This window comes from Ruegeria sp. BB7 (assembly GCF_056539365.1).
The window spans coordinates 58,607-84,074 of record NZ_JBQFUV010000012.1; the positions used below are offsets into that span (position 1 = coordinate 58,607).

Annotated in this window: 25 protein-coding genes and 1 riboswitch; of the genes, 4 read left to right on the forward strand and 21 right to left on the reverse strand. The window is 60.7% G+C overall.

From position 1 onward, the window contains the following. The first annotated feature begins 119 nt into the window (after window positions 1–119). A complete protein-coding gene (locus tag ACR0D7_RS15930; protein WP_480679899.1) occupies window positions 120–593 on the forward strand; it encodes a rhodanese-like domain-containing protein in 474 nt (157 codons plus the stop codon). Further along, window positions 590–1,405: a CE1 family esterase gene (locus ACR0D7_RS15935; protein WP_480679900.1), complete on the forward strand. Its 816-nt coding sequence runs from the start codon at window positions 590–592 to the stop codon at window positions 1,403–1,405. The genes ACR0D7_RS15930 and ACR0D7_RS15935 overlap by 4 nt, the downstream gene beginning before the upstream one ends. Here ACR0D7_RS15935 and mdoH read toward each other — a convergent pair whose 3' ends face one another. The 7 genes from mdoH to ACR0D7_RS15970 form a co-directional block, all read right to left on the reverse strand. After that, window positions 1,406–3,274 (reverse strand): glucans biosynthesis glucosyltransferase MdoH, encoded by a 1,869-nt coding sequence (gene mdoH / locus ACR0D7_RS15940; RefSeq protein WP_480679901.1) that lies wholly within the window; start codon window positions 3,272–3,274, stop codon window positions 1,406–1,408. It abuts the gene before it with no gap. Continuing rightward, the gene (locus tag ACR0D7_RS15945; protein ID WP_480679902.1) at window positions 3,271–4,770 is read right to left on the reverse strand and encodes an OpgD/OpgG family glucan biosynthesis protein; all 1,500 of its coding nucleotides are present in this window, start codon (window positions 4,768–4,770) and stop codon (window positions 3,271–3,273) included. Before ACR0D7_RS15945 ends, mdoH begins: the two co-directional genes overlap by 4 nt. Next, window positions 4,767–5,984, reverse strand: coding sequence for an OpgC family protein (locus ACR0D7_RS15950; protein ID WP_480679903.1), 1,218 nt, complete (start codon window positions 5,982–5,984; stop codon window positions 4,767–4,769). The genes ACR0D7_RS15945 and ACR0D7_RS15950 overlap by 4 nt, the downstream gene beginning before the upstream one ends. Before the next feature lie 34 nt (window positions 5,985–6,018). Continuing rightward, a complete protein-coding gene (locus tag ACR0D7_RS15955) occupies window positions 6,019–7,389 on the reverse strand; it encodes a tetratricopeptide repeat protein (protein WP_480679904.1) in 1,371 nt (456 codons plus the stop codon). Between the two features lie 181 nt (window positions 7,390–7,570). Further along, on the reverse strand, window positions 7,571–8,755 hold the full coding sequence (locus ACR0D7_RS15960; RefSeq protein WP_480679905.1) for a CaiB/BaiF CoA transferase family protein: 1,185 nt from the start codon (window positions 8,753–8,755) through the stop codon (window positions 7,571–7,573). Continuing rightward, the gene (locus ACR0D7_RS15965; RefSeq protein WP_480679906.1) at window positions 8,742–10,361 is read right to left on the reverse strand and encodes a thiamine pyrophosphate-binding protein; all 1,620 of its coding nucleotides are present in this window, start codon (window positions 10,359–10,361) and stop codon (window positions 8,742–8,744) included. Before ACR0D7_RS15965 ends, ACR0D7_RS15960 begins: the two co-directional genes overlap by 14 nt. Window positions 10,362–10,440: 79 nt before the next feature. Then, a complete protein-coding gene (locus tag ACR0D7_RS15970; protein ID WP_480679907.1) occupies window positions 10,441–10,899 on the reverse strand; it encodes a DUF302 domain-containing protein in 459 nt (152 codons plus the stop codon). A 140-nt stretch (window positions 10,900–11,039) separates the two neighbouring features. On the opposite strand from ACR0D7_RS15970, the gene ACR0D7_RS15975 reads away from it, so the two are divergent. Continuing rightward, window positions 11,040–11,384, forward strand: coding sequence for a DUF1636 family protein (locus ACR0D7_RS15975; RefSeq protein WP_480679908.1), 345 nt, complete (start codon window positions 11,040–11,042; stop codon window positions 11,382–11,384). Here ACR0D7_RS15975 and ACR0D7_RS15980 read toward each other — a convergent pair. The 9 genes from ACR0D7_RS15980 to cbiE form a co-directional block, all read right to left on the reverse strand. Then, window positions 11,381–11,875 carry a hypothetical protein gene (locus ACR0D7_RS15980; RefSeq protein ID WP_480679909.1) on the reverse strand — a complete coding sequence of 165 codons (495 nt, stop codon included), beginning with the start codon at window positions 11,873–11,875 and terminating at the stop codon, window positions 11,381–11,383. The genes ACR0D7_RS15975 and ACR0D7_RS15980 overlap by 4 nt on opposite strands. Before the next feature lie 64 nt (window positions 11,876–11,939). Further along, a complete protein-coding gene (locus ACR0D7_RS15985; protein ID WP_480679930.1) occupies window positions 11,940–12,638 on the reverse strand; it encodes a CbtA family protein in 699 nt (232 codons plus the stop codon). Between the two features lie 4 nt (window positions 12,639–12,642). Continuing rightward, window positions 12,643–12,813: a CbtB domain-containing protein gene (locus tag ACR0D7_RS15990; protein WP_170387411.1), complete on the reverse strand. Its 171-nt coding sequence runs from the start codon at window positions 12,811–12,813 to the stop codon at window positions 12,643–12,645. Window positions 12,814–12,850: 37 nt separating this feature from the next. Continuing rightward, window positions 12,851–13,057: riboswitch (cobalamin riboswitch) on the reverse strand. Between the two features lie 43 nt (window positions 13,058–13,100). Then, entirely contained in the window at window positions 13,101–13,844 is a 744-nt protein-coding gene (cobF, locus tag ACR0D7_RS15995) for a precorrin-6A synthase (deacetylating) (RefSeq protein WP_480679910.1), read from the reverse strand. Further along, a complete protein-coding gene (gene cobA / locus ACR0D7_RS16000) occupies window positions 13,837–14,565 on the reverse strand; it encodes a uroporphyrinogen-III C-methyltransferase (RefSeq protein WP_480679911.1) in 729 nt (242 codons plus the stop codon). The genes cobF and cobA overlap by 8 nt, the downstream gene beginning before the upstream one ends. After that, window positions 14,562–15,884 carry a cobyrinic acid a,c-diamide synthase CobB gene (locus tag ACR0D7_RS16005; protein ID WP_480679912.1) on the reverse strand — a complete coding sequence of 441 codons (1,323 nt, stop codon included), beginning with the start codon at window positions 15,882–15,884 and terminating at the stop codon, window positions 14,562–14,564. Before ACR0D7_RS16005 ends, cobA begins: the two co-directional genes overlap by 4 nt. Beyond that, window positions 15,871–16,665, reverse strand: a complete 795-nt coding sequence (gene cobM / locus ACR0D7_RS16010; protein WP_480679913.1) for a precorrin-4 C(11)-methyltransferase — start codon at window positions 16,663–16,665, stop codon at window positions 15,871–15,873. Before cobM ends, ACR0D7_RS16005 begins: the two co-directional genes overlap by 14 nt. A gap of 2 nt (window positions 16,666–16,667) precedes the next feature. Further along, entirely contained in the window at window positions 16,668–17,030 is a 363-nt protein-coding gene (locus tag ACR0D7_RS16015; RefSeq protein WP_480679914.1) for a cobalamin biosynthesis protein, read from the reverse strand. After that, on the reverse strand, window positions 17,027–18,226 hold the full coding sequence (gene cbiE, locus ACR0D7_RS16020; protein WP_480679915.1) for a precorrin-6y C5,15-methyltransferase (decarboxylating) subunit CbiE: 1,200 nt from the start codon (window positions 18,224–18,226) through the stop codon (window positions 17,027–17,029). The genes ACR0D7_RS16015 and cbiE overlap by 4 nt, the downstream gene beginning before the upstream one ends. On the opposite strand from cbiE, the gene ACR0D7_RS16025 reads away from it, so the two are divergent. Beyond that, a complete protein-coding gene (locus tag ACR0D7_RS16025) occupies window positions 18,225–18,974 on the forward strand; it encodes a cobalt-precorrin-6A reductase (protein ID WP_480679916.1) in 750 nt (249 codons plus the stop codon). The two genes, cbiE and ACR0D7_RS16025, sit on opposite strands and share 2 nt — an antisense overlap. Here the strand turns inward: ACR0D7_RS16025 and cobJ are convergent. From cobJ to cobN, 5 genes are read right to left on the reverse strand one after another with little or no spacing between them, the layout of a single operon-like run. Beyond that, window positions 18,947–19,699 (reverse strand): precorrin-3B C(17)-methyltransferase, encoded by a 753-nt coding sequence (gene cobJ, locus ACR0D7_RS16030; RefSeq protein ID WP_170387426.1) that lies wholly within the window; start codon window positions 19,697–19,699, stop codon window positions 18,947–18,949. The genes ACR0D7_RS16025 and cobJ overlap by 28 nt on opposite strands. Beyond that, window positions 19,696–20,424 carry a precorrin-2 C(20)-methyltransferase gene (locus ACR0D7_RS16035; protein WP_480679917.1) on the reverse strand — a complete coding sequence of 243 codons (729 nt, stop codon included), beginning with the start codon at window positions 20,422–20,424 and terminating at the stop codon, window positions 19,696–19,698. The genes cobJ and ACR0D7_RS16035 overlap by 4 nt, the downstream gene beginning before the upstream one ends. Then, window positions 20,421–21,050 carry a precorrin-8X methylmutase gene (locus ACR0D7_RS16040; protein WP_170572607.1) on the reverse strand — a complete coding sequence of 210 codons (630 nt, stop codon included), beginning with the start codon at window positions 21,048–21,050 and terminating at the stop codon, window positions 20,421–20,423. The genes ACR0D7_RS16035 and ACR0D7_RS16040 overlap by 4 nt, the downstream gene beginning before the upstream one ends. Next, window positions 21,050–22,177: a cobalamin biosynthesis protein CobG gene (locus tag ACR0D7_RS16045; RefSeq protein WP_480679918.1), complete on the reverse strand. Its 1,128-nt coding sequence runs from the start codon at window positions 22,175–22,177 to the stop codon at window positions 21,050–21,052. The genes ACR0D7_RS16040 and ACR0D7_RS16045 overlap by 1 nt, the downstream gene beginning before the upstream one ends. Further along, on the reverse strand, window positions 22,174–25,467 hold the full coding sequence (cobN, locus tag ACR0D7_RS16050) for a cobaltochelatase subunit CobN (RefSeq protein WP_480679919.1): 3,294 nt from the start codon (window positions 25,465–25,467) through the stop codon (window positions 22,174–22,176). The genes ACR0D7_RS16045 and cobN overlap by 4 nt, the downstream gene beginning before the upstream one ends. Window position 25,468 lies beyond the last annotated feature (1 nt).

Genomic DNA, 25,468 nt, shown 5'->3' on the forward strand with positions numbered 1-25,468 from the left:
GGACACAAGTTCGTATGGTGAGAAAGAATGACGCGAACTTGATCTGTGGATCGAATTTCTGCACAGCGACGCCTTGTCGATTGTGATAAAATCGACCCGTCGACGCAGGAGGTGACTGTATGGCGGACAAGTTGAACCGAACTCGAAGATGGGTTCTGTTAGGCGGGGGCGCTGCCATCGCCGTCGGGTTCGCCATTCGAGAGTACCGACTGATCCCACAGGACTATGCTGGCGGTCAAATAAGCGTAGCAGAGGCGCATGAACTGGCGCTGTCAGGTGATATCATGTTGGTGGATATTCGCACTCCGCGTGAATGGCGGGCGACCGGGATCGGCGACGGAGCGCAGCCTTTGGACATGCGCCGCGAGGATTTTGAGCAGGCGTTGACGCGATTGACCAATGGCGACCGAGGCGCCCCCGTGGCGTTAATCTGCGCTCGTGGTGTGCGATCGGCGCGGCTGAGCAACAGGTTGACCGAGGCAGGGTTCACACACATCATCGACGTGCCCGAGGGCATGCTGGGTTCGGCCGCAGGGCCGGGATGGGTGCGCGCCGGGTTGCCGGTTCAATACAATACAGGAGAGGCAGGATGATCCGTGCATTTGCCGTGGCGACAGGGCTGGCACTGTTGGGGCAGGCAGGCATTGCCGCTTGTGCCGATCAGGAGGACATATGCGAAACCGAAATGGGCGGGTATCACATCGAACTGCCCGAGGCTGAGAACCCGCCGCTGGTGGTGTTCCTACATGGGTACGGTGGTACGGCAACAGGCACGCTAAAGAATCGAAGCATGGTCGAGCCGTTGCTGGCGCGGGGCTACGCGGTGATGGCCCCTGAGGGGTCGGATCGGAATGGCCGTAAAAGCTGGAATTTTTTCCCGGGGTGGGAGGGGCGTGACGAACCCGCATTCCTGACCGAAGCGGTGCAGGATGCCTCGGCTCGGTTTGGGGTAGATGCGGATCGCGTGGTGCTGGGCGGTTTCTCTGCCGGTGCGTTCATGGTCTACTATCTGGCCTGTGCCGCACCAGAGACATTCTCGGCCTATGTCCCCGTGTCAGGTGGTTTCTGGCGTCCACACCCGGAAACTTGTGATGGCCCGGTGCGGATGTTCCACACTCATGGCTGGACAGACAATGTTGTTCCACTGGAAGGGCGTATTCTGGGCGGAGGTCGGTTCCATCAGGGTGATATCTTTGCCGGGTTGGAAATCTGGCGTGTAGCCAACGAATGCGCAGACACAAAGCCCAGCGGGTTTTCAACCACCGGCTCGTTCATGCGGCGGTATTGGGCCGGATGCGCGGAGGGCAGCGCGTTGGAATTCGCGCTGTTTCCCGGCGGGCACAATGTGCCCAAAGGGTGGGCGGACATGATGGTGGACTGGTACGAAGGCCTGCCGGGCGGATGATCACTCGGCAGGTGTCATAACGCCTTTACCTTCGATCACGCGCTTCAGCTCATCCCGATGACGGCGGGCCGAGCGGGTGATGGCGGGTTCGTGAAAATCCTCCTTCATCCCTACCATGCGGCGGGCGGCGCCAGCCGATACACCGCTCAGTGCGGACAGCGGAATTGCCAGGGCAAGACTAACGGCGATCGGAGCCAGCCAGATCGACACGAGGCCGTAAAGGATGCCAACACTCAGTGCGAGGCCGCTGATGGTTTCCAGCGTGTGGCACAGGATCAGTGTCTTCAGGCCATAGGTTCCGCCATCGCGTGCTTGCGGGGACCAGCCCTTTTGAAGGCCCAGAGCGGTGCGGAAAACCGCAATCATCTGTTGCACCATCAAGATCGGAGCATAGAGGATCGACAGGATAACCTCGGCCAAAAAGGACGTCAGAAATTTTGACCCGCCGCCGAAGTCCGAGTAGCGTACTCCGCTGAGGGGTAGGGCCAGAACACCCAGCACTTTGGGTGCAAGCAACATCGCGTACATTACCAGAATGATCAGCACGTGACGGGTTTCCGTCATCTCGGGCCATTGCGGGAACAGCGGGTTGTCGGGGCTGAAATAATGAAGGACCGAGGCGTCTTCACCTTGACCGATCAGCGCCCACATCACCAACAGCGCAAACCACAGTGGCGACATCAGATAGCCCACCGCACCGTGGAACATATGAAAGCGCGACACAGCACGGAAACCCGTCGAGCCTAGCAGTTTGAGGTGCTGCAGATTTCCCTGACACCAACGGCGATCCCGCAATGCGTGATCAATCAATGTGGGTGGGGTTTCCTCGTACGAACCACGGATGCGTGGCAAGAACCGTACAGCCCAGCCAGCGCGGCGCAGCAATCCAGCCTCGACGAAATCGTGGCTCATGATCAGTTTTTCCTGACCATTGAGAGCCCGCAGTTTCGGAAGGCCCGCGCTTGAGGCAAAAGCCTTTGTTCTGATGATAGCGTTGTGACCCCAATAATTGCCTTCCTGCCCGCACCAGCGCGCCAGACCTTCGGCAAAGGCGATGCCGTAGACGCCGTTGGCAAACTGCTGCATCCGGGCAAAGACCGACTGTGCGCCGATCAGTTGCGGATAGCTTTGGATCAGGCCCGCACCGGGATCGCGTGCCAGCGCATCCGTCAGGCGCAGGATGGCACGGCCCGTCATCAGACTGTCGGCATCCATCACCAGCATCGCATCCCAATCTGCGCCCCAGCGGCTGACCCAGTCGGCGATATTACCCACTTTGCGGTCGGTGTTTTCCTCGCGGCGGCGGTAATACAATTCCAGACCGGGGGCGAGGGTCGTGCGCAGCGCCTCGATGCTCGCCTGTTCCTGTGCTGCGATCTCTGGGTCGCGGGTGTCGGACAGGATGAACATGGCATAGTGGTGCCGACCGCTTCGTGCTTGCAAGTCTTCAAGCATCGTACGGGCATTGCCTAGCACGTTCCAAGGCACCTCGTTATAGACCGGCATGAGCAGCGCAACGCGCAGAGGCTGCGGTCGACCTTCGCGTTTCGGCTGTTCCTGCCGTGACAGGGACACCATGCCCAACAGCACGGTGCAAACCGTGAAGGAAATCCAGAAGAAGTTGAACGAGATCAGCGCCAGCAGGATGGCTTCGATCAGGTTGATACCTTCGGCCCCGAACCAGTCAGTCATCACCCACAGCAAGCCCAGCGTGGCCGCCATCGCGGGTGAAAACGCCAGGGCGCGCCAAAATCCGGCTGAGGGGCGCTTGCCATGCGGCACTTGTGCATCCCGAAAATCCGCACGGAAATCCTGTGCGGGCATAGCCAGAGGTGCCTCGGGCGGCATGATATGCAGATCCTGGGTCATGCAGTCCATCGGTATAGCCAAACCTCAGAGGCTGGCTGCTTGTCCTTCAGCAACTGCGCGCGCAGTTCCACGTGATTGCGCTCGCCCGGTTGGAAAGAGAACGCCAGCCGCAGACCGCCAGTATCAGGATTGCGCTGCAGCACGCCGTCGGAGGTTTCGGCATGGGGAGAGTCGACAAATATGGTCATCGCCTCTGGGTCGTCGAAAAGATCAGAGGCTTCAAAGTCGATGACGGCCAGACGGCCTTCGCCAAAGGTGTTGTCGCCCATCGCCGTGCTGATCACGCGCGGCATCGGCGTGCGCTGCGGCTCGTCGCCCCAGATCAGGCGATAAGACAGGTCAACCTGACTGCCGGCTGCATAGGGCTCAGCCGGACGCCAGTAGGCGACAATGTTGTCATAGATTTCCTGATCCGCGGGAATCTCGACCAGCGTGACCGTGCCTTTGCCCCAGTCGCCGTTGGGCTCGACCCACAGTCCGGGGCGTTTGTGATAATTCGCCTCAAGGTCTGCATAGTCCGAGAATTCGCGTTTCCGCTGCATCAGGCCAAAGCCACGCGGATTCATGTCGACGAACGACGATATCTGCAGCCGGGTCGGGTTGGCCAGAGGCCGCCATAGAACTTCTCCGGCACCGTTACGGATCAGCAGGCCGTCGCTGTCATGAACAGCAGGGCGGAAGTCGTCAAATCGGCTGTGGTTGGTCTGATCGAATAGGAACATTGAGGTGCCGGGCGCGATGCCCACATGGGTCAGTTCTTCGCGCGGGAATAGTGTGGCTTCGATGTCCATCACACAATCCGCGCCTGCGGTGACATTGAACCGATAGGCACCGGTAACGCTGGGACTGTCCATCAGGGCATGGACCACCATGTCACGCTGGCCGGGTTTGGGGCGTTCTAGCCAGAAACGGATGAATTCAGGGAACTCCTCACCATCCGGATCGCCCGTTTTCAGCGCCAGACCGCGGGCGGACAGGCCGTAAACCTCGTGCAGGCCTATGGCGCGAAAATAACTGGCACCCTGCCAGACGCAGAATTCGTCGGTCTTGCCCGGGCGGTGCATCTCGGTGCGCAGGCGCAGGCCGGAAAAGCCCAGCGTATCGTCGATCGGCAGTTCTGGCACATCCTCGGATTTGTCGAACATGCTCAGATCAAACGCGACCGGAGTAGAGAAACCGTTTTCGACCGTTGCCACCTTAACAGTGCGCGGGAAGTACAGGCCGGGGGTAAAGAAATCGACGTTGAAGGGCGTCTCGGTTTCATACCATAGCGCGCGGTCAAGACGGAACCGGATCGAGCGGTATTGCTGATAGGTCAGATCCTGCCATTCCTGCGGTACCATCTCGCGTTCGGCATAGGGGCGGCTGGCCAGATCCCGGGCCAATGCGATCACGTCGTTGCGGTCAAACGGGGTTTCCCCGCCGGTGGCAAATGTGGCCGGCGCGAAGGCAAGCGCAGAGGTCGAGGCCAAAAATGCGCGACGTGTAAAATTCATTTCTTTGCCTTCCAAGGTTGTGACTTAAACCAAGCGGCCATGTATGCCACGCCGATGATCATCGCAAAGCCAATCATGTTAGCGATGAACACACTGGCAACATCCCGCCCACTCAGGTCCAGTCCGACGCCGATAAGCCGTGCTGCTGCCATGGAAAATACGAATACCGCCAGCGATTGTTGTCCAACCTTGGTGATTACGGTCAGCAGGAATTGCCAGATTTTGGCCGCCGTGCCGTGACCGGTTGCGATCAGGCGATGGCCGTGCTCACCGGCGACAACCCAACCCAGATAGGCCAGCGACAGGAAGTGCAGGTAACGGAACAGGCCGAAGTCGGTCTTGTCGCGGAATTCTTTCGTAATGGGCCAGACCTTACGGATTTCTTCGGCCAGATCGGGGGCCGCAGCATTGATCCAGCTAAATACTTTCCACGAGCCAAAGGGCATCGAGAAGATCAGGAACAGGGCAGCTGCCCAGATCAGGGCCTTGGACACCGGCGGCGCGGGGATCCAGCCGCGCATGAAGGCAAAGCCGGTGAAAAACAGCAACTGCCAGCCAAAGGGGTTGAAGAACCACTGGCGGTCAGACCAAGGCTCGGCCGGAAGGTCCAGAACATCGGTCTGCGCCACCAGCCACAGCGTGACCGAGGCCAAGGCAACCGCCCAAAACCCGATCCGAGACAACCCCATGACCAGCGGCATCATCGCCAGAACCACCAGATACATCGGCAAGATGTCAAAGTAGTTAGGCACATAAGTCAGGGTGAACAGCCCCACGATCTGCGGCGCAGGATCGTTGAAAAAATGCTGCAGATTCAGGGACGAGATATAGGTCTTCTCGAATAGCCCGCTCTGATCCAGTGCGGCCATGGTCATGGCTACAAAGAAGAACAGCCCGATATGCGCCCAGTAAACTTGCCAGATGCGAAACGCGACGCGGGCGGTGCCCAGCCACCAGCCTTTGCGCAGAAAGGCACCACCGAAGGCAATGGCCGAGGCCATGCCCGAGCAGAACACGAAAATCTCGGTGGCGTCCGAAAATCCAAACCGAGCGGGAATCCATTTGGCCCAAGGGTCATTCGGAATGTGCGCGATCAGAATGATAAACATCGCGATACCGCGATAGAAATCCAAGCGCGGATCGCGCACACGGGCAGGGGCGGCCGTCGAGGCCGCCACCGGCGCAAAATCAGAAGCGGGCGATGCAGTCGCCATACGTATTCTGTCCTTCTGTGGTCTTTTTATTTTGTTATTCAGCCGGAACGCTTTGTGCGTCTCCGTTATTGCGGGCCGCGTCGATTAATACGCGGCGCGCCAGAGCGTAATTGTCCTCGCCCCCGGCACGTTTGGCACGGCGGTCGTCCAAGATGCGCTCGACTGCATCCAGACGGCCAGCGCGCAGGCCAGAGTCAATCGTGATGCGCTCGAATACATCACGTTGGGCGTGGCTGCCACCTGCCAATTGCATACTATTGCGGGCAGTCGACAGAAAATCGAATGCCGCACCGTAAAGCCCTTCGCCAAAGGCCTCAAGTCCCTTGGCTGCGGCGACACCCGGGTCGGACATGCGGATCGGTGTGTCACCTTGATTGCGTTGCGCATCCTTCTGAATACGCTGCAACATCTTACTGGTTGCGGCGGTGCGGTTATCACCGGTCAGCGCCAGTAGATAGTGTAGATCGGCGAAAATCAGGCAGCCATCCTCGGTCCGGGCGGCGCTGAGATCAGCCAGTTCTTCCCAGCGGTTGCCTACATCGATGCCTTCCAGCTCCAACCGCGACAGCAGCGACGTGGCGTTTGAAATGTCGCGGTAATCGTCAGTTTTGTCCTGACGGATGTAGTTGTCATACAACTCCATCACCTGATCGACCTGACCCAGGTCCAGATGCATCAGCGCCTTGTGCCACCAGACGTGATAGCGGAAATTGTTACAGTGGGTCCAGGCATCCTCGCGCCCGGCAAGCCAGTCCAGGCCCAACTGCGCATTGCCCGTCATTTCATGCACGTGGGCCACAGCATGCAGGCCCCATGCATCGTCGGAAACCATCCAAAGAGCCTGACGTCCGGCAATCTCGGCTTTTTCATAGGCGCCGGTTTCCTCCAGCGCGAATGAGTGGCAGCCCAGCAGATACCCGCGCCCGGCGTGGTCGGGCGCGTAGGCGGGCATCACGCGTTCGATTGACCGGCGCATCCCGGCGGAATCACCCAGAACAAACCGCGTTGCATGGCTGAGCTTCATCGCCAGTGTATCTTCGGGGTGCTTGCGCAGAATTTCTTCGAACTTTTGCACCGCTTGTGAGGGCAGGTCGGCCAGATACAATTCCAGCGCGTGTACATATAGCTTTTCACGTGCCGAGACTGGTTGCCGTTCCATTGCTGCATTAGCTGCGGACAGGGCCTCTACCGCCACCGCAGTCATCTCGCGTCGGCCCAGCAGGACCATGAACAGGCCTTTGATGGCGTGACCAAGAGCAAAGTCGGGTTCAAGCTCCAGCACCTTGCCCAGATGTTGCGGTGTGCTGGCCGAATGCGCCATGAAGCCAAGCAGAACACCGTTCCACGCCTCAACACTTGTCGTCTGGCTGAGGGTGTTCATCTGTCCGAAAACGTCTTGTTTCATGCGTATGGTCCGATCCAAGTGAGAATTTTTATACTATTCGATTTATCAGAGACTATGGCCGCTTCGTATCAGTATCGCCCTTGCTCTCGAATTGGTGAAAAGCTGTGTGTGTAAAACGTGAAAATAACCGCCGATTCAACGGCATGTTTCAGCAACATGCCGCCGAATTAGGCATTGTGTTTCAATCTTCAAAGGGGTTCTTGGCGTTCAGTACAGCCTGAGTGTCGGCGCCGAACTCTGGCGGGGCAGTACGATAGGTGACCGGTGTGCGCGACAATTTCAGCGGGTTTCCGATCAATTGTACCTCGCCCGGGCCGGCCTGCATGGCGATCTGCATCTGCCGCGCGGCGACCTGATCGGTAGCAAAGACCTGATCCATGGTCTGCACCGGACCGACAGGCACCTTACGAGTTTCCAGCTCGGTGATTACAGTCACCGTGTCATAGGCCTGAACCGCCGGACGAAGCACGGTATTCAGTGCGTCCCGGTTTTCGAGCCGCGCAGGGTTTGTGGCAAAGCGCGGGTCATCGGCCAGTTCAGGATGCTCTATAAAGTCACAAAAACGGCGGAACTGGCCATCATTGCCAACTGCTAGAATCACGTGACCATCGGCGGTTTCATAGACGTCATAGGGTACGATATTCGGGTGGCCATTGCCGCGCCGCTGAGGCACTTGGCCCGAGGTTAAATAGTTCACGCCCTCATTGATCAGCCACGCCACCTGCGCATCCACCAATGCCAGATCAATCTGCTGACCCTCGCCTGTCTGGTCGCGGTGACGCAGGGCGGCCAGAATGCCGACGGTTGCGTACATCCCGCACATGACGTCGGCAATACCTACGCCCACTTTCATCGGGGCGCCGCTTGGATCTCCGGTCAGCGACATGATCCCGCCATACCCTTGCGCCATCAGGTCATAACCCGGTTTCGAGGAATTCGGTCCAGTCTGGCCGTACCCCGAGATCGAGCAGTAGACGAGGCCCGGCAACTCTTGCGCCAACGAGGCATAGTCCAGCCCGTATTTTGCTAATCCGCCGGGTTTGAAATTCTCGATCAGGATATCGGCGTGGGAAGCCAACCGCTTGATTTCGGCTTGCCCCTCAGCAGTGGCGATGTCGATGGCAACAGATTTCTTGTTCCGGTTGGTCGACATGAAATAGGCGCTCAGGTCCGAGCGGTTTCCTGCGGAATCTTCAACGTAAGGAGGGCCCCATTGTCGCGTGTCATCGCCCCCGGTGGCCGGGTTTTCAATCTTGATGACGGTCGCCCCCAAATCGCCCAGCAACTGAGTACAGGTTGGTCCGGCCAGAATGCGCGAAAGGTCCAGTACTTTGACACCTTTCAGCGGTCCCTCAGATGCGGCCATCATATCCTCCACGCTCGATTTCTGCGGCGATGACGGTGAAGCGGTCGGCTTTGACCGCTTGTTCCAGCGCCGACCGCAGTTCTGCGCGGTTGCGGACGGTATGTCCATAGCCACCAAAGGCTTGTCCCATAGCTGCAAAGTCGTGGCGGTCGAAATCGACACCTTTGTTGCCCATCTGACGCTGACGTTGTTTCAACTCGATCAGCGCAAGGCTGGCGTCGACGAAAACCAGAAAGATCGGATTGCCACCCATCTCAGCGGCGGTTGACAATTCTCCGGCAACCATCAGGAACCCGGCATCACCTGAAAAGCTTATGACCGGGCGGTCCGGCGCGGCCAGTTTCAGGCCAATCGCCATCGGCACCGCGCAGCCCATGGTACAGAGCGCCGAGGATTGGATCAGCCCGCGCTCTTCGTGGCAATTCCACATCTGGCTTAGCAGGATGCGATGCGCGCCGCTGTCGGCGGTCGCCAGCGTTTCGGCGGGCAAGGCGGCGCGGGTTTCTGCGATCACTGCTGCAGGGCCCCATTCGTCATCAGCAGGGAAAGCTTGAGCCAAAGCGGCCTTGACCTTTTCAGGTTCGCCTCCGGGCCAATTTGCCCGGGCGGGGTTGCCCTTGGCAATCGCTTCCAGCGTTGCACCCGTGTGAGCCACCAGATTCAAACCGGCCTGGTGCATGTAGTGGTCATTCACCACCGCCGAGATGTCTATGACACGCTTTTCCTCGGGGTCCCAAATCTCGCGCCAACCCGGGCGCATTTCGATCGGGTCGTAGCCCAGACACAAAACCAGATCGGATTGCTCGACCAACGGCACCAGATGTTTGTCGGCCAGCGGCGATAGCCCTGCGCCGCCAAGGCACAGCGGGTGATCCTCGGGGACTACGCCCTTGGCTTTGTAAGTGGTGACAAAGGGGATGCTGAAATGTTCCAGAAACGCCTGCACCACATTGCGCGAGTCGTCATACACAACGTCCAGACCCACGATGGCGATGGGCCGCTCAGCCTCGGCCACCCAGCGGCGGGCCTTTTCCACGCAATTCCCCTCGGGCGCGACGGCGGCGGGTTTGGTGAGGCGACGGCGTTTGACACCCGAAACGCGCGTATCCGCAATCGAGATCGGTACGTCGATATGCACCGGGCCGGGGCGTGGTTGGTTGGCCAGCGACACGGCCTTGTCTGCGATGATGTCCGCCCCTTGTGCTGTCAGGGTGAACGTGCCCTTGGTGATTGAACGATAGACCTGCGCATGATCCATCACCTGATGCGTGTACGTCAGTGCCTCATCTGCATCGACGCAACCGGTCAGCACGATCATCGGCACCCGGTCTTGTAGCGCGTTGGCGACCACGTTGATCCCGTTCATCGCACCCGGGCCAAGCGTCGCCACCAGAATGGCAGGCGCACCGTCGCGGTGATGCACAGCCTCGGCCATGAAACCGGCGGCGTTTTCGTGTTTGGTCAGATGAAAGGTGATCCCGGCCTGTTCCAGCGCATCCACCAGCGTCAGAACTTCGCCGCCCGGCATCCCGAAGGCATGACGGCACCCGGCCTCATAAAGTCGTTGAGCCAATAGGTCAGCCGCGCGCGGGGAAAGGTCCTGCATCAGTTATGCTCCGAAATATTTGTTGCACAGGAGATTGCGGAGGACGCGCCCAGGCGCAAGCTGGTTCACGTCAGTGTGACTATTTGACTGCAGATTCCGCCACTGCCTGAAACTTTGTGTCAAGTTCGGCGGCGATCTGGCGCAGGGGTTCTCCTCCCTCGTCGACATAAGGAGCAAAAACAAAGCTGGGCGTTTTGTAGGAAAGGGTAGCAGTCCCGTCGTCGTTTTCCGTCACGTAAAAGCGTATCGGGGCCTCGATCATCGCAGGGACCGAAGTTTCCAGAACGCGCACGGCGTAGTCGTTGTTGAAGGCACCGATAACTAAGTTGCCGGGAATGGTGATCCCGCGCGCGGCGGCTGCTTTGGTAGGTCCGGCCTGGGTGACCACGATCAACCCGTTTTCCTTCACCGCGGCCTTGGTGTCTGCAACCAATTCGCCATAGCTTTTGTCGGTGGGATACACTGCCCATCCTGATAACGGTTCATCCGCTAGGACGGGCAGGGCCAGAAGGCAGAGCAAAGCCAATATTGCGCGCATGTCGGGGCCTCGTTTTGTGTGACTGACCAAGTGATGACAGAAATCCCCGATGGGCGCACCTACAATCCTTTTGCATTCAGGATTGCGGAAACGGCCATAAACCCTCAGAAACATGCGGACGATACAGGATGAGGCCGCGTGTGGACCGGATACACCTTTTGATCTGCAGCAGTTGTTCAGGCCAGCGCGACCGCGCGGCCGAGCACCAGGCCGTGGGCGCAGCTCTGTCTCGTGCCGGATTGGAAGATCGTGTTGAGGTCTCGGATCACGCCTGTTTCAGCGGCTGCACCGAACCGACCGCGCTGGCGCTGCAATCTGTTGGCCGGGCTTCGTATGTGTTTTCAGGGATCAATGTCGTTGCGGATGCCGAGGACATCGCCGCAACCTGTAAAACCTATCTGGATAGCCCCGCTGGTTGGATCGAAGACGCCCGTCCTTGCGGGCGGCTTCGGATGTGTTTGCGTGCGCGTATACCGGCGCTTTAATCGACCTGAACGGTGATTGCAGCACTGACCGGAACATCGTCGACTGTCAGCGGGCTGTGGCTGTTGGCGTTCAGTGAGACCGAGACCTTGACCTCACCCTTAGGCAAATCAGGGATGTGCATCCAGTTGCCATAGAGACGGGCTAGTTTCTCGCCATTTACATAGACATGCGCGTGACCTTCGCCCTCCTTGTCGGCGGCAGAAGCGTTTTCCGGTGAGAACCGGAAGTTTTGCGGCAGGACGTGCAGATTCCACCCGGCCATCGGATCTTGGGTCAGCGCAATTTCCAGTCCGGGCGCGTCCGGGCCTGCGGGCAGGTTCACGGCAGTTGAGTGGTCATGTGCCATCGCCTCGGCATGAGCACCGCCGTGATGTGCGGGGTCGCCGTGGTCGTGGCCGTCAAACGTGACGCCGTTGGCTGCGGCCAGCACGAATCCTGCGCCACCGCCGAACACCAGACCGATTGCAAATAGGGCAAGTGAGCGAGCCATTTTCTTTCCTAACAGGTAAAAAGAAACGCGCCGGGCGGAACCCGGCGCGCAACGGATGAAACGATCAGGCCGTCGCGTCGATGCGCTTGCCTTCGCTTTGCCAGAAATAACCGGCGAAAGCGCCAACCAGAACCCAGGCCACCAGACCGATGCCAAAGGCACGGGCTGCGAACAGGGCGCCAATCTCGGTCGGGACAGGGCCAGTGAACACATCGGGTTCAGGCGCGCCGATCAGGTGCGGTGCCAGCAATAGGGCGGCCGCGACGACATAGCTGATCAGGTTGCTGCCAAAGGCGATCAACCACATCGCTACGATCGCTGCGCCAACTGTCGCAAACCACCAGACCTGACGTGCGTAAACGTCAGCTGCTGCCACACCGGGCACTTCGGGCGCCAGGGTAAACCCTGGTGCAAGGTGGAAAGCGACAAAGCCCGCCAGACCCCACAGAACGCCGGTACGGCCATCAATCTTGTGGCCATTGCCTTCAGCCACCGACATCAGGGCAACCATCATCAGCGCGTAACCGGTATAAGTCAGCATGGTGAAGATAACGCTGAGCGCGTCACGGGTCAGTTCGGAGAACATGCCCGGCAATTCCGGATGCGCTGAAACGGCCTCGGCTCCGAAATGCACCAGCTCACCAGATTCGTACAGTTCAGCGTGCAGCAAAACGGGTTGCACAAAGACCAACTGCAGCAAGGCGGCTATCAGCCCCGCTGCAGCACCAGCGAACAACGCGCTGGTCAGTATACGACTGAACATGGTCTTAGTGGCAGGGGAAGCCGGTCGCGTGACGGACGTCATGCGCAGCATCGTGCAGTGCTGCGGCCTGAACGTGACCGGTCAGTGTGACGATGCCCAGACCCAGAACCACTGCGAACATGACCGGTACAAAACCTGTGCGCGCGGCGGATGCTGTTTTTGTTAGTGTTGCCATCTTTAGTTCTCCTTTGCCGCCGCACCCGACGGCCGGTGTTTCAATTACATGCCTGGCAGGTCTCCTGGCTTGCGGGTCGATGCCTCTGTTCGCCTTCCCCCTGAAAAACAGGAGTGGCTGGTTGAACAGGGCTCACCGCTTACAGTCGCGGGGGCGGCTTTGGTTTTGACCAACGCATTGGTCGCACCAAATTCCCTCTTAGCTTCCGGATGCCTCCGGCGGGACCAGACACCTTCATTTAGACGTTTTGATGGTTGCGGCGCAATCGTCATTTGCGACCTATTTCGTCAGTTCACGCGCTTTTTCAATAAATAGATATCCATGATCCAGCCATGATCGGCGCGCGCGCTGGCGCGCGTGTCTAGAATCTGCTGTGCCACGCCTGTCAGAGGCCCCGAGATCAGGATTTCCTCTTTCATACCGACGTAAGCGCCCCACCAGATGTCATATTCGGCCATCTCCAAGGATTGGAACGAACATTCGCCATCCAACATAACCGCAACTTTTGAGGCATTTACGGGCCATCCTTCATCGCGGATACGCCGTCCAGTGGTAACCACATAGGGCGCACCCAAATCGTTGATCGGAATCGCATGGGCCGCGGTCAGAGCCTGCAGCGCGGTGATTCCGGGAACGACCCGAGTTTCCGGTTGTGGGGTCAACCGTGATGCGATTCGCAGAGAGCTGTCGTACAGCGACGGATCGCCCCAAATCAGAAGCGCCACATGGCGAACGTCGGGATTGGCCGAGATCGCCTCCTGCCAGCGCAAAGCGATCGCATCGTGCCAGTCATCGACACCTCGCAGATAGCCATCATCCGACCGGCGCTTGGGAATATCGAAATAGGCAATCTGCGGCGGCGTGTCGGTAACGGTCGCGATGATTTCTTCGCGCAACCCAGCCAGATCGGCCTTATTCTCACCTTTGCGGGGGATCAGGATCAGATCCGCATCGCGGATGGCCTGCGCACCCTGCAAGGTCACGTGGTCCGGGTTGCCAGTGCCGATACCTATCAGGGTCAGGTCAAACATCGTCAAATTCTGCCAATGGGCCATATAGGATCAGGGCCGGGGCTGTGCCAATCTCAGTGCTCAGTTGTTCAGACAGTGCTCCGACGGTTGCACGGTGCAGCTTCTGATCTGGTGTTGAAACGGATTCGGCCATCATCGCAGGCGTGTCCAAAGGCAACCCGTGTTTGTGCAGGGTTTTGACCAATAAAGGAAACGTCCGCTTGCCCATGAATACCACAGTCGTCGCATCAGGATCGGCCAGAGCGGGCAGGTTCAGGTCTTCGGGCAACTTGCCGCTAACGTCGTGGCCGGTGACGAATTGTACCCGCCGCGCGGTCAGCCGGCGGGTCAAAGGAATACCCGCCGCCGCCGCCGCTGCGACCGCCGATGGAATGCCGGGGATGATTTCGTATTCGATCCCGGCTTCACGCAAGGCAAGCAATTCCTCTTCCAAACGACCGAACATCCCGCCATCGCCGGATTTCAAACGTACGACATGCTGACCGGTCTGCGCATACTCCACCAGCAACCGGCTGACATGGTCCTGCTTGGGAGAGGGCCGCCCGGCGCGTTTGCCGACGCCAACCAAATCGGCATCCTCGCGCGCATGGCTTAGGATCGGGCCGCTGCTGAGATCATCAAACAACACCGCGTCGGCCTTTTGCATCCGGTCGACAGCTTTCAGCGTCAACAATTCCGGATCGCCAGGGCCAGAACCGATGAAGGACACAAACCCGCTCATGCCGAGGCCTCCGCGATCAGGTGAAAGAATGTGCCGGTCACATAACCGCGTACCGATCCGGTCTGCGGGCCCTCGGCGCCTTCTGCGTCAAACACGCGCGCTAGCGGAGCGTCCGGCTGCTCGACAATCGAGGAATAGTGGAACTCATGCCCGCGCAGGGCCGAGCCGACCTCGTAGCCAGGCATTTGAGCCAGCAATTCCGCCTTGCGGTAGCCGAGGTTGAACTTGCGCTTCTCATACGAAGTCACCAGCCCCAGCAATCCTGCCATCTGATGACGGGCGCCATCCTTGTCGATCAAGCCCTGACCTAGGGCCATGTACCCCCCACATTCTCCATGAACCGGCTTAGTTTCCGCATGTCTGCGAAGCCCCGCCAGAAAAGTTTCCGCAGCGGCCAGTGTACCGGCATGCAGCTCAGGATACCCACCAGGCAACCAGACCAGATCCGCATCCGGATCTGGGGCCTCGTTGGCCAACGGAGAGAATGGCCGTATTTCTGCCCCGGCCGCGCGCCAGCCTTCCAGCAAATGAGGATAGGTGAATGAAAACGCCGCGTCGCGTGCCAGCGCGATCCGCTGGGCTGGGGGGCGCGGCAGCGTGGCGGACGATGGCCCTTGCGGGCCTGAGGACGCCGCCATCTTGATCGCCTCCAAATCCACATGCTCTCGCAGAAATGCGGCATATCCGGCAATCGCCGTTTCAAGATCGGGATGCTCGACCGCCTGGATCAGCCCAAGGTGCCGCTCGGGTAGGGTCAAGTCTCCTCGACGGGGAAGAACGCCCAGAACCGGCAGTCCCTCGCGTTCCATCCCCAATCGGGTCAGGCGCTCATGACGTGGGCTGGCACAGCGGTTCAGGATTACACCGGCAAACGGCAGATCGGGGTTATACATCCGAAAACCCAGCGCCGTTGCCGCCGCCGATTGCGCCTGACCGCCCACATCCAGCACCAGCACGACTGGCCAGCCCATCCGCAACGCGGTTTCAGCACTGGAGCCATGCCCCAATTCTCCGGGCTTGGCGACGCCGTCAAACAAGCCCATTGAGCCTTCGGCCACAACGATATCAGCGCCCTCGGCCTGTGCCGAAATCGCGTTCATCAGCGGCTCATCCATCGCCCAACTGTCCAGATTGAACGAGGACCGCCCCGCCGCCGCCCGGTGAAAAGCGGGATCAATGTAGTCCGGGCCACTTTTGAACGGTTGCACGGTCAACCCATCCTCGGCCAGTGCCCGCAACAGGCCCAGCATGACGGTCGTTTTCCCAGTGCCCGAGGAAGGTGCAGAAATCAGTAGGCCCGGAGGATTAGTCATCACCATGGCTCCAGCTTGACCATGGGCTATCCGCGCTCTGCGGACGATACCGCCGGTCGTAGTCCTTGGAATATAGGCAGCTTTCGTCAAAACCCTCGCCCGCCAGTGCAGGGCCAACCATGATCAAGGCCGTGCGCGCGATGCTCTCGTCTAGCGCCTCTTTTAATGTCGCCAGTGTTGCCCGGATTATACGCTCGTCCGGCCAACTGGCGCGGTAGACCACGGCGACCGGGCACTCTGCGCCATAGGCCGGTGTCAGATCGGCGATCACCTTGTCCAGATTGCCGATCGACAGATGGATCGCCAACGTCGCCCCGGTGCGGGCGAAGTTTTCCAAGGTTTCACCTTCGGGCATAGAAGACGCGCGCCCCGGTGTACGGGTCAACACGACCGATTGTGCCAGACCGGGTAGGGTCAACTCTGTTCCCAAGGCGGCAGCGGCGGCGGCAAAGGACGGGACGCCGGGGGTTACACTGACGGGGATGCCCATCTCCTTCAGGCGGCGGATTTGCTCTCCCATCGCCGACCAGACCGACAGGTCGCCTGAATGCAGCCGCGCCACGTCCTGACCGGCCTGATGAGCGGCCTCGATCTCGGTCATGATCTGATCCAGGTCCATCGGCGCGGTATTGATGATCTTTGCGTCTTTGGGGCAATGGCCCAAAATCTCTTCGGGCACCAGCGACCCGGCATAGAGGCATACTGGACAGGACGCGATGATATCGCGCCCGCGCAGGGTCAACAGGTCGGCGGCACCCGGTCCGGCGCCGATGAAATGAACGGTCATGTCTATCCTCCGATGGCGACGGCGCAGGTTGCAAGCCGGTCGTCCGAGATTTGTCTGGGTGAGATCAGCCGCGCACCATGTCCGGCGGCGGCAAGAGCGGATGCTTCGGCCACGCTGCCGGTGCCATAGGTGGCGCGGCTGCGGTTCGAGCAGGTGAGGGTTCGCTGCCCTGCCAAATCGGCAAGCGCGACGAAATGAAGGGGTAGGGCGGCGTTCGTGGCGAATTCGGCAAGTGCCCTGTGGCCTTCCTTGTCTGCCACGGTGGCCAACGCCTCCACGTTTTGACCGGCACTCGCCTTTTCAAAGGCCGCGCGCAGGCTGTCCACTGTCGCCGTAGATGAAAATCCGATACCGGCAACGATCATAGGGTGACGCTCCACTGCACCACCGGATAGGCGGACTTCCAACCACGGCGTGGGCCAAGGGCCGAGGCTTGGGCCAGTTCGATACGCAGAAGCTCTCCACCCAGTTCATGGTGCCAATGTGCTAGCAGCGCCTCGCTTTCCAGCGTGACAGCATTGGCGACCAGCCGCGTGCCAGCGGGCAGGGCGTCGCGCAACCAAGCCAGCAGGTTGGCGCTTAGCCCGCCACCGATAAAGACGACATCGGGCAAGGGAATTCCGTTCAGACCATCCGGTGCAGTACCGTGGATCACCTTCAGTCGGTCTTGTCCCAGTGTATCGGCGTTACGCCGGATACGTTCGGCACGGTCCTCGTGCGGTTCGATTGTGGTCGCGGTCAGGGTTGGATCGCACATCAGCCATTCAATGCTGATGGACCCGGTGCCACCGCCGATATCCCAAAGGTGCTCGCCTCGCTGAGGTGCCAGCGCCGACAGCGTAAGGGCCCGAACAGGTCGTTTTGTGATCTGTCCGTCAGTTTCGAAAATCTCATCCGGTTTGCCCGATGCCTTGGGAAAGGCGCGTCCTTTGCCTTCGACCTCAAGCCCCACGCAAACGGGGTGGTCAAAGCCGCCCAACAACGCCTCGGTCAGCGAGACGCTCCGCGCCCGTTCGCGAGGGCCACCGAGCGCCTCCATCACATGCAGGCGTGTATCGGCAAAACCTGTCTCGGTCAGATATGTTGCCAGTTCTGCTACTGCTGTCCCATTGCGCAGCAACAGGATGGCGTGCAGACCGGGTGCCAAATGTGGTCGCAGTCGCGTCAGCGGGGCCGCGTGCAGGCCGAACGTCAGAGTGCTTTCCAGCGGCCAGCCTAACCGTGCGGCAGCAAGCGAAAAGGTCGATTGGCCGGGTAAGGCAGCCCATTCACCAGCCTCGAAATTACGTGCAATAACCGAGCCTGCGCCGAACCAGAATGGATCGCCCGAGGCCAGAACGACGGTTGGTCGCCCGCGGAAACCAGTCAGGATCGGCAGCCCATCGGCAAACGGTACAGGCCACTCCACCCGTTGCGCGCTGGTTTCAGGAACCAAAGACAGATGGCGCGGCGGGCCCATGATGATTTCAGCATGTTCCAGCACTTGACGGCTTGCGGGGGGCAGGCCATCCAGTCCATCTTCGCCCAAGCCCAAAACGGTCAGCCACGGAACCTTAGACATGACACACCTCCTGATTCTTGGCGGCACGACCGAGGCCAATGCTTTGGCCAAAGCTGTGGCCGAGCGCGGCATCCCGGCGTCCTATTCCTACGCTGGTCGCGTGGATAGTCCGCGTCCGCAGCCTGTGCCGGTGCGTGTCGGAGGGTACGGCGGAGCAGACGGGCTTGCGCGGTACCTGCGCGATCACGCGATCACTCATGTAGTCGACGCCACCCATCCTTTCGCCGCCCAGATGAGCCGCAACGCTGTGAGTGCCAGCCTCGAGGCGGGTGTCCCGTTGGCCGCGCTGACCCGCCCGCAATGGGAGGCGCAAGAAGGCGATAGGTGGCAGCATGTACCTGACATCGAGGGCGCGGTGGCTGCGTTGTCCGGCCCGGCGCGGCGCGTATTTCTGGCCGTGGGGCGCATGCATCTGGTTGATTTCGCAGCCCAGCCTCAGCATCACTACCTGCTGCGTTTGGTGGACGAACCCGACGCTCTGCCCCTGCCGAACTGTGATGTTGTTGTCGCACGCGGGCCGTTTGCCGAAGCGGATGACCGGGCGCTTTTGCAGCGCCATGGTATCGAACTGGTTGTGTCCAAGAACGCAGGCGGCACCGGCGCGCGGGCCAAGCTGGATGCGACACGGGCGCTGGGCATTCCGGTGCTCATGATTGACCGACCGGCCCTGCCGCAGCGGACCGAACTGTCGAGTGTCGCACAGGTTCTGGACTGGCTGGCTCATTCCGGCGTGAACCTCGGAGTGTAGACGATTGGGGTGCTGTCCCGTTCTATCACACGGGTCAGCGATGAGCCGACAATCACAACGGTCTGCATGTCGGCCATATCTGGTGTCGCTTCGGCAAGAGTCGAAATTCGGATCGCCTCATCCGCGCGCGAGACGGCTCGGGCGAACAGGATCAGACGTTCAGGTTCACATTCCTCACGCAGGATTTCCAGCGTTTTTACAAATCCTTCTGGGCGGGATTTCGAGCGTGGATTGTAGAACGCCATCGCGAAATCCCCCTGCGCCGCCAGACGCAAGCGTTTTTCGATCAGGGACCACGGCTTCAGGTTGTCGCTGAGGTTGATGGCGCAGAAATCATGCCCCAAAGGCGCGCCAGCGCGGGCAGACGCGGCCAGCATTGCAGTGATCCCCGGCAGCACATCAATCGGGATATCGCGCCAGTCCGCAGGACCATTTTCCAGCGCCTCAAACACTGCGGCGGCCATTGCGAACACACCCGGATCACCGGATGACACCACAACAACGCGTTTCCCCTCGGCCGCCATCTGCAGCGCGTGTTGCGAGCGGTCGATTTCAACCCGGTTGTCACTGGCGTGCAGTGTCAGGCCGGGGCGCTCGGCCACGCGGGCAACATAGGGAATATAGCCAACCACATCTGTAGCTTCGGCCAACGCGGCAGAAACCTCGGGCGTGACCAGATCTTCATTTCCGGGGCCAAGGCCCGCGATTTTGATCCAGCCGCTCATGGGCGTCGTCCCTGACCATGTACGATGATGATCGAGAAATAAGGAGTCACCTTTTCACAGGCCTCAGACAGTTTTGTCACGGTTTGGTTCGGCATCTGTGCGAACTCGACAATCCACGCACGGTCGTAGAGGCCTGCCGTCTTTAGCGCCCGTTTCACTTTGTCGATGTTGCGCCCGATCTTCATCACCACCAGCGCATCTGTCTGCGCCATGCGTTCCGCCAGAGTATCCTCGGGAAGGGTGCCGACAAGAACGGTCAGGACATCATCGCCCCAAGTGATCGGGTCGCCCGTGGCCGTCCACGCGCCGGACATGCCGGTGATGGCGGGCACAACTTCAACATCAGCTTGGTCGCGTAGTCGACTGTAAAGATGCATAAAAGAACCGTAAAAGAACGGATCACCTTCACACAGAACCACCACATCTTCGCCCCGGTCCGACAGGGATTTCAGATGTGCGGCGCAGTCTTTGTAGAACGCTGAAAGCAGCTCATTATAGCGCGGATCGGTGACCGGGATTTCAGTGGTCACTGGATATTCCATCGGGAATTCGATCGCATCACCTGGGATCATGCCGTTGACGATCTTGCGCGCCTGACCGCTGCGGCCCGGTTTGCGAAAGAACGCAACGTGGCGCGCATTGCGCAGCAGGCGGTCGGCCCGGACGCTCATCAGGTCTGGGTCGCCGGGGCCGAGACCCACGCCATATATCTTGCCCGCGCTCATTCCGCGCGACTCGCAATGGCGTTAACGGCGGCGACGGTGATGGCGCTGCCGCCCAGACGGCCTTTGACGATACAGGACGGTACCGGCTGAGCCTCCCACAGCGCATCTTTGGATTCGACCGCACCGACAAAGCCCACAGGGCAACCAATGATGGCAGCAGGGCGCGGACAGTCCGGGTCTTCCAGCATGTTCAGCAGATGGAACAGGGCGGTTGGCGCGTTGCCAATGGCGACCAGCGCGCCCTCAAGATGCGGACGCCACAGTTCCAGCGCCGCGGCCGAGCGGGTGTTGCTCATCTCGGCAGCAAGCGGGCGCACGCGCTCGTCATGCAGGGTGCAGATCACCTCGTTGTCAGCGGGCAGGCGAAAGCGGGTGACGCCTTCGCTGACCATGCGTGCGTCACACAGGATCGGAGCACCATTTTCCAAAGCAGTGCGAGCAGACGTGACAAAATTCGGGGAAAAATGCACGAATTCTTCCAGCCCAACCATCCCGGCGGCGTGGATCATGCGAACGGCGACCTGTTCTTCGTCGGCGTCGAACCGGGCCAGATCGGCTTCGGACCGGATGGTGGCAAAGCTTTCTTTATAGATCGCCGCGCCATCAGTTTCGTATGTATAGGGCATCAGGTCAGGTCCATGGTCTTGAGTGTTTCGAGTGTCAGGCCGTGCTTGCAGGGCTCATCTCCCGCGCGGCCTTGTTTGACAAGGTCAAATCGCCCTTCGCGACCGACCAGCGTTACATCTGCGGGGCCCATCCGCGCGCAGCCCTTGGCGCAGCCCGAGACATGCAGGCTGCCGGTGACACGTGGCGCCAGAGCGCGGGCAATATCACGGGTTTTCGCCTGTGCCTGAGGGCAGTACGGTGCGCCAGGGCAGGCGTCAGTGGTCATCAGCGGGTCAGAGCCATCTGTCACAAAGGCCGGGGCGGGTATCGCCACTCCGCCTTCAAGCAGGAACAACCGCCACGGGGTAACCCGCAGGGCTTTTGCATCCGAGCCCGCGATCAAAATGGCAAGAGGTTGCGCGGGCAGTTGGCCGAAGGCTGCGCCATAAAGTGTGCCGAGGTCGCATGTGCCGGGCTGGATCGGCGTACCAACGGTACCGGGAAGGGAGCCCTGCCATTCCTGCGGTAGGCCCTTAGTCGCAACGACGCGCGCCATGCGGCGGGTGTCAGAGGTGTAGTTTTCGGCAAACCACCGCGCCAGATCGAACAGGTGGTCGATAGCCTTGGCCTCGGTCACGGGGCGACCCGTTTCACAACCATCGGCGCGAAGGATCAGGCCATCGGGGCCGGTTTCCAACCGGATATCGGCTGAATCCGCGGCCAACAGCCGCACTGGGCCAGTGTCGATGGCAAATCCGAATTTCGCAGGTAGGGAAGGCAGTTGCTCAAGTCGGTCAATCAGTTCCTGTGTAAACCGCGCGGTCAGATCACCGGCCTGATAGAGCGGTGAGACCAGAATATTGCGCCGCACCTCAATACCCGGCTCGGCGTCCAGCAGATCCAGCGCCGCCAGTTCCGCCAGCAGCTGCTGGTGGTCCGCTTCCTGCACGCCACGAAGCTGGAGATTGGCTCGGTTGGTCAGGTCGATGGTGCCATTGCCAAAACGATCGGCAAGTTCGCACAGTCCCAGCGCCTGCACCTTGCTCAGACGGGCCAGCCGAGGGCGAACCCGCACCACCAGCCCGTCGCCCGACATCATCGGACGGTGAGCTCCGGGGCACCAGCCTTGTACGATCGGTGCACTCATCCCATGCCCTCCAGATCGGCTCGGATCGAGTTCCGGCGTGTGTTCCAAAGCCCGGCTTCCAGCAGCGCGCGGAATCGGTCCTGCATGGCCTGATGCGCTTGCGGATTGGCCTCTTTCAGAAAGGCGTCGACCTCGGCGTCGCCAAGAGTTGCGTCGTGGTAGAGGTCGAACAGATGCGGTGCGACGGTACCTGACAGATGCGCAAATGAGGCCATGTGATCCAGCGTGGCCGCGATCTCGGCTGCGCCCCGGAACCCGTGACGTTGCATACCCGCGATCCAGCCGGGATTGGCAGCGCGGGCGTGAACGACGCGGCTGATTTCCTCGGGCAGGGTGCGGGCGCGTGGGTTTTCCGGATTGGTGTTGTCCAGATGATACAGCTGTGCCGTGCCGCCCGTGATCTTCTTTGCAGCAGCAAACCCGGCCTCATGCGTGGCGTAGTCGTTGGCCAGCAGCAGGTCGGTCTCAGTCAGGTCCTGAAGGTGCACGAAACTGTCGGCATTGGCGACGCGTTGGGTTATGCCGTCTTTGTCTTGCGCGATATGCTCGCCTTCCAGCGCGAAGGAGCTGGCCTCTAGCCATGCCTCACCCGCTTGGAAGCGCGCTTCATCCGTATAGATTTCAGATAGTTGCGTCATGTTCACGCCATAACTGCCGGGAGCCGGGCCATAAACGCGCGCCGTGGGGGCTTGTCCGGCATAGGGGTTCCAATCCGGGGCTTCGTCTCGCTCGGACAACGCACGCACCGCCTGACCGTAAAGCGCCGAAAGTGTCGGGAACACATCGCGGAACAGGCCCGAGACACGCAGGGTCACATCCAGGCGCGGACGGCTGAGATCAGTGATTGGTAGGACTTCGATGCCCGAGACCCGCTCGGACCCTTTGTCCCAGATCGGTTTCGCCCCCAGCAGGTGCAGCGCCATCGCGAATTCTTCGCCAGCAGTCCGCATGGTGGCCGAACCCCAGAGGTCGACGATCAGCCCCTTGGGATAGTCGCCTTCCTCTTGCAGGTGCCGTCGCACCAGTTCCTCCGCCAGTTTCACGCCTTGGGCATAGGCGGCGCGCGTGGGCACTGATCGAGGGTCGGTGGTGTAGAGGTTCCGCCCGGTGGGCAGCACATCCGACCGCCCGCGATAAGGGGAGCCGGACGGCCCGGCCTCGATCCGTTTGCCGGCCAGCGCGTCGATCAGAGCGCTGCGTTCGGCATGGGCCGAGGGAGTGGGGTCGAAATTGCCCGTCACCTCAGGTGCTCGGCCAAAGATATGCAACCCGTCGCCGAATTGGCTTTCCTTGATGTCACAGACAAAGCGGTCGATGCGGGTGATTGCCTCGGCGGTGCAGGTGGCCTGATCGAGGCCAAGGTCGCTTTCCAGCCCAATGGCCTGCGCCTCATCCCGGATATCCTCTTGCAGCCGGTCGCGGCGCTTAGGGTCCAGCCCGTCGGCGTTCGAGAACTCATCCAGCAGCGATTCCAGCCGCACCATCCGGTCGGGCGTGCCGCTCTCCTTCATCGGGGGTGGGATATGGCCCAGCGTTACGGCCCCTATCCGGCGTTTGGCCTGCGCGGCCTCGCCGGGGTCGTTGACGATGAACGGGTAAATCACCGGCAGGTCACGGATCAGCGCTTCGGGCCAGCAGTCAGCGGACAGGGCGACCGATTTGCCGGGCAGCCATTCCAGCGTGCCATGCGCACCAATGTGGATCAGCGCATCCGCGCCCAGCCCTTTGCGCAGCCACAGATAGAAGGCAACATAGCTGTGGCGCGGAGTGCGCGACAGGTCGTGGTAGTCGTCGTCGCGTAACTCGGGCGTGCCGCGTTCCGGTTGCAGCGCAACCAATGCCTTGCCACGGCGCAGGGCGGTAAAGTGGAACGCACCATCCGCAACGGTCGGGTCGTCCTCAGGGGCGCCCCAGACAGTTCGCTGGTCCGCACGCAGTTGTTCCGGGAGGTCCGCCAACGCGGCTCGATAGGCTTCCATTGACCACGAAATGCGGGCATCCAGCAGGGTCTGTGCAATTGGTTCCGCGGGCGCGGTGTCATAACCTTCGTCCTGAAGATCAGACAGCATTGCCTCGGCCGAGGCCAGCGCGTCGAGGCCCACCGCATGGGCCATCTGCCAATCCTTGCCGGGATAGGTGGACAGAACCAGCGCGGGGATTTGATCGGCTTTGGGCTTGTCGTGCAGTGTCAGCCAGCCTGATACACGGTCGATGATGGCTTCGATCCGGTCCGGCTCGGCCCGGTGGGCGAAGCGGGAATATTCCAGATGCGGGTCGCGCTTGCCCGGTTCCTTGAACGAGGCGATGCCCGCCGAGATCCGCCCGTCCACCTCGGGTAGCACCACATGCATGGCAAGGTCGGCTGGGGACAGCCCGCGTTCTGCCTCGGCCCAGGCTTTGCGGCGCGAGGTGGCGAGCGCCACCTGAAACACCGGTACGTTGGCGGCGTCCAGGGGCGAGGTGCCCGATGCGCCTTTGCCAGAGAAGGAAGTGGCGTTGATAATCGCCGAAGGGGCCAGCTCAACGACCTGTTCCCGCAGCCAATCCGCCGAAGAAGGGGCTTTCAGCGAGGGGGCGAACAGGCCTACCGCCTCAAACCCGCGCGCGCGGAAGCTGCGGATCAGGGCGGCAACCGGAGCTGTGTCTGCAGATGTTAGATAGGCACGGTAAAAGGTGACAATGATGCGTTTCGCGTCGCCGGAAAAGGCGGTGTCCACCGGGATCACGCCACGGTCTGGGCACCATGCACCGCACTCGGGCAGGGTCTTGGCGCCCATCACTGGACCGGCATAGAGCCCCGCTGCCAGCGCCATTTGCGCCAGGGCGGCTTGTGCCGCGACCTCTCCGCCGGTGTCGCAGAGATGCGCCAGACGACGCAGGGTCGAGACGGGCAGGGTGGAATACTCATCCAGCCGCGTGTCCTCGCGCCCATCCGCAGGCAGCACCGCCAGCGCGATGCCCTTGGCCTGCGCCAGCGCCAGAACCTGCTGCAGGCCATAGGACCAATAGGGTACGCCGCCAATCAGACGGATCAGGATGCCTTTGGCACCCTCCAAAGTCTGTTCGACATAGGTATCGACAGACAGCGGATGCTTCAGCGCCGTCAGGTTGGCCAGCCGCAGTGTCGGCATCCGCCCCTCAGGGTCGCCACCACGATGCCAGCCCGCTGCGAAAGCTCCGAGGTCACTGTCGGAAAAGGACAACACCACCAGATCCGCCGGGCTCTGGCCCAGATCGGTCGGGGTCTCGGTTTCTTCTAACCCGTGGCTTTCGCGGAAGACGACGTGCATG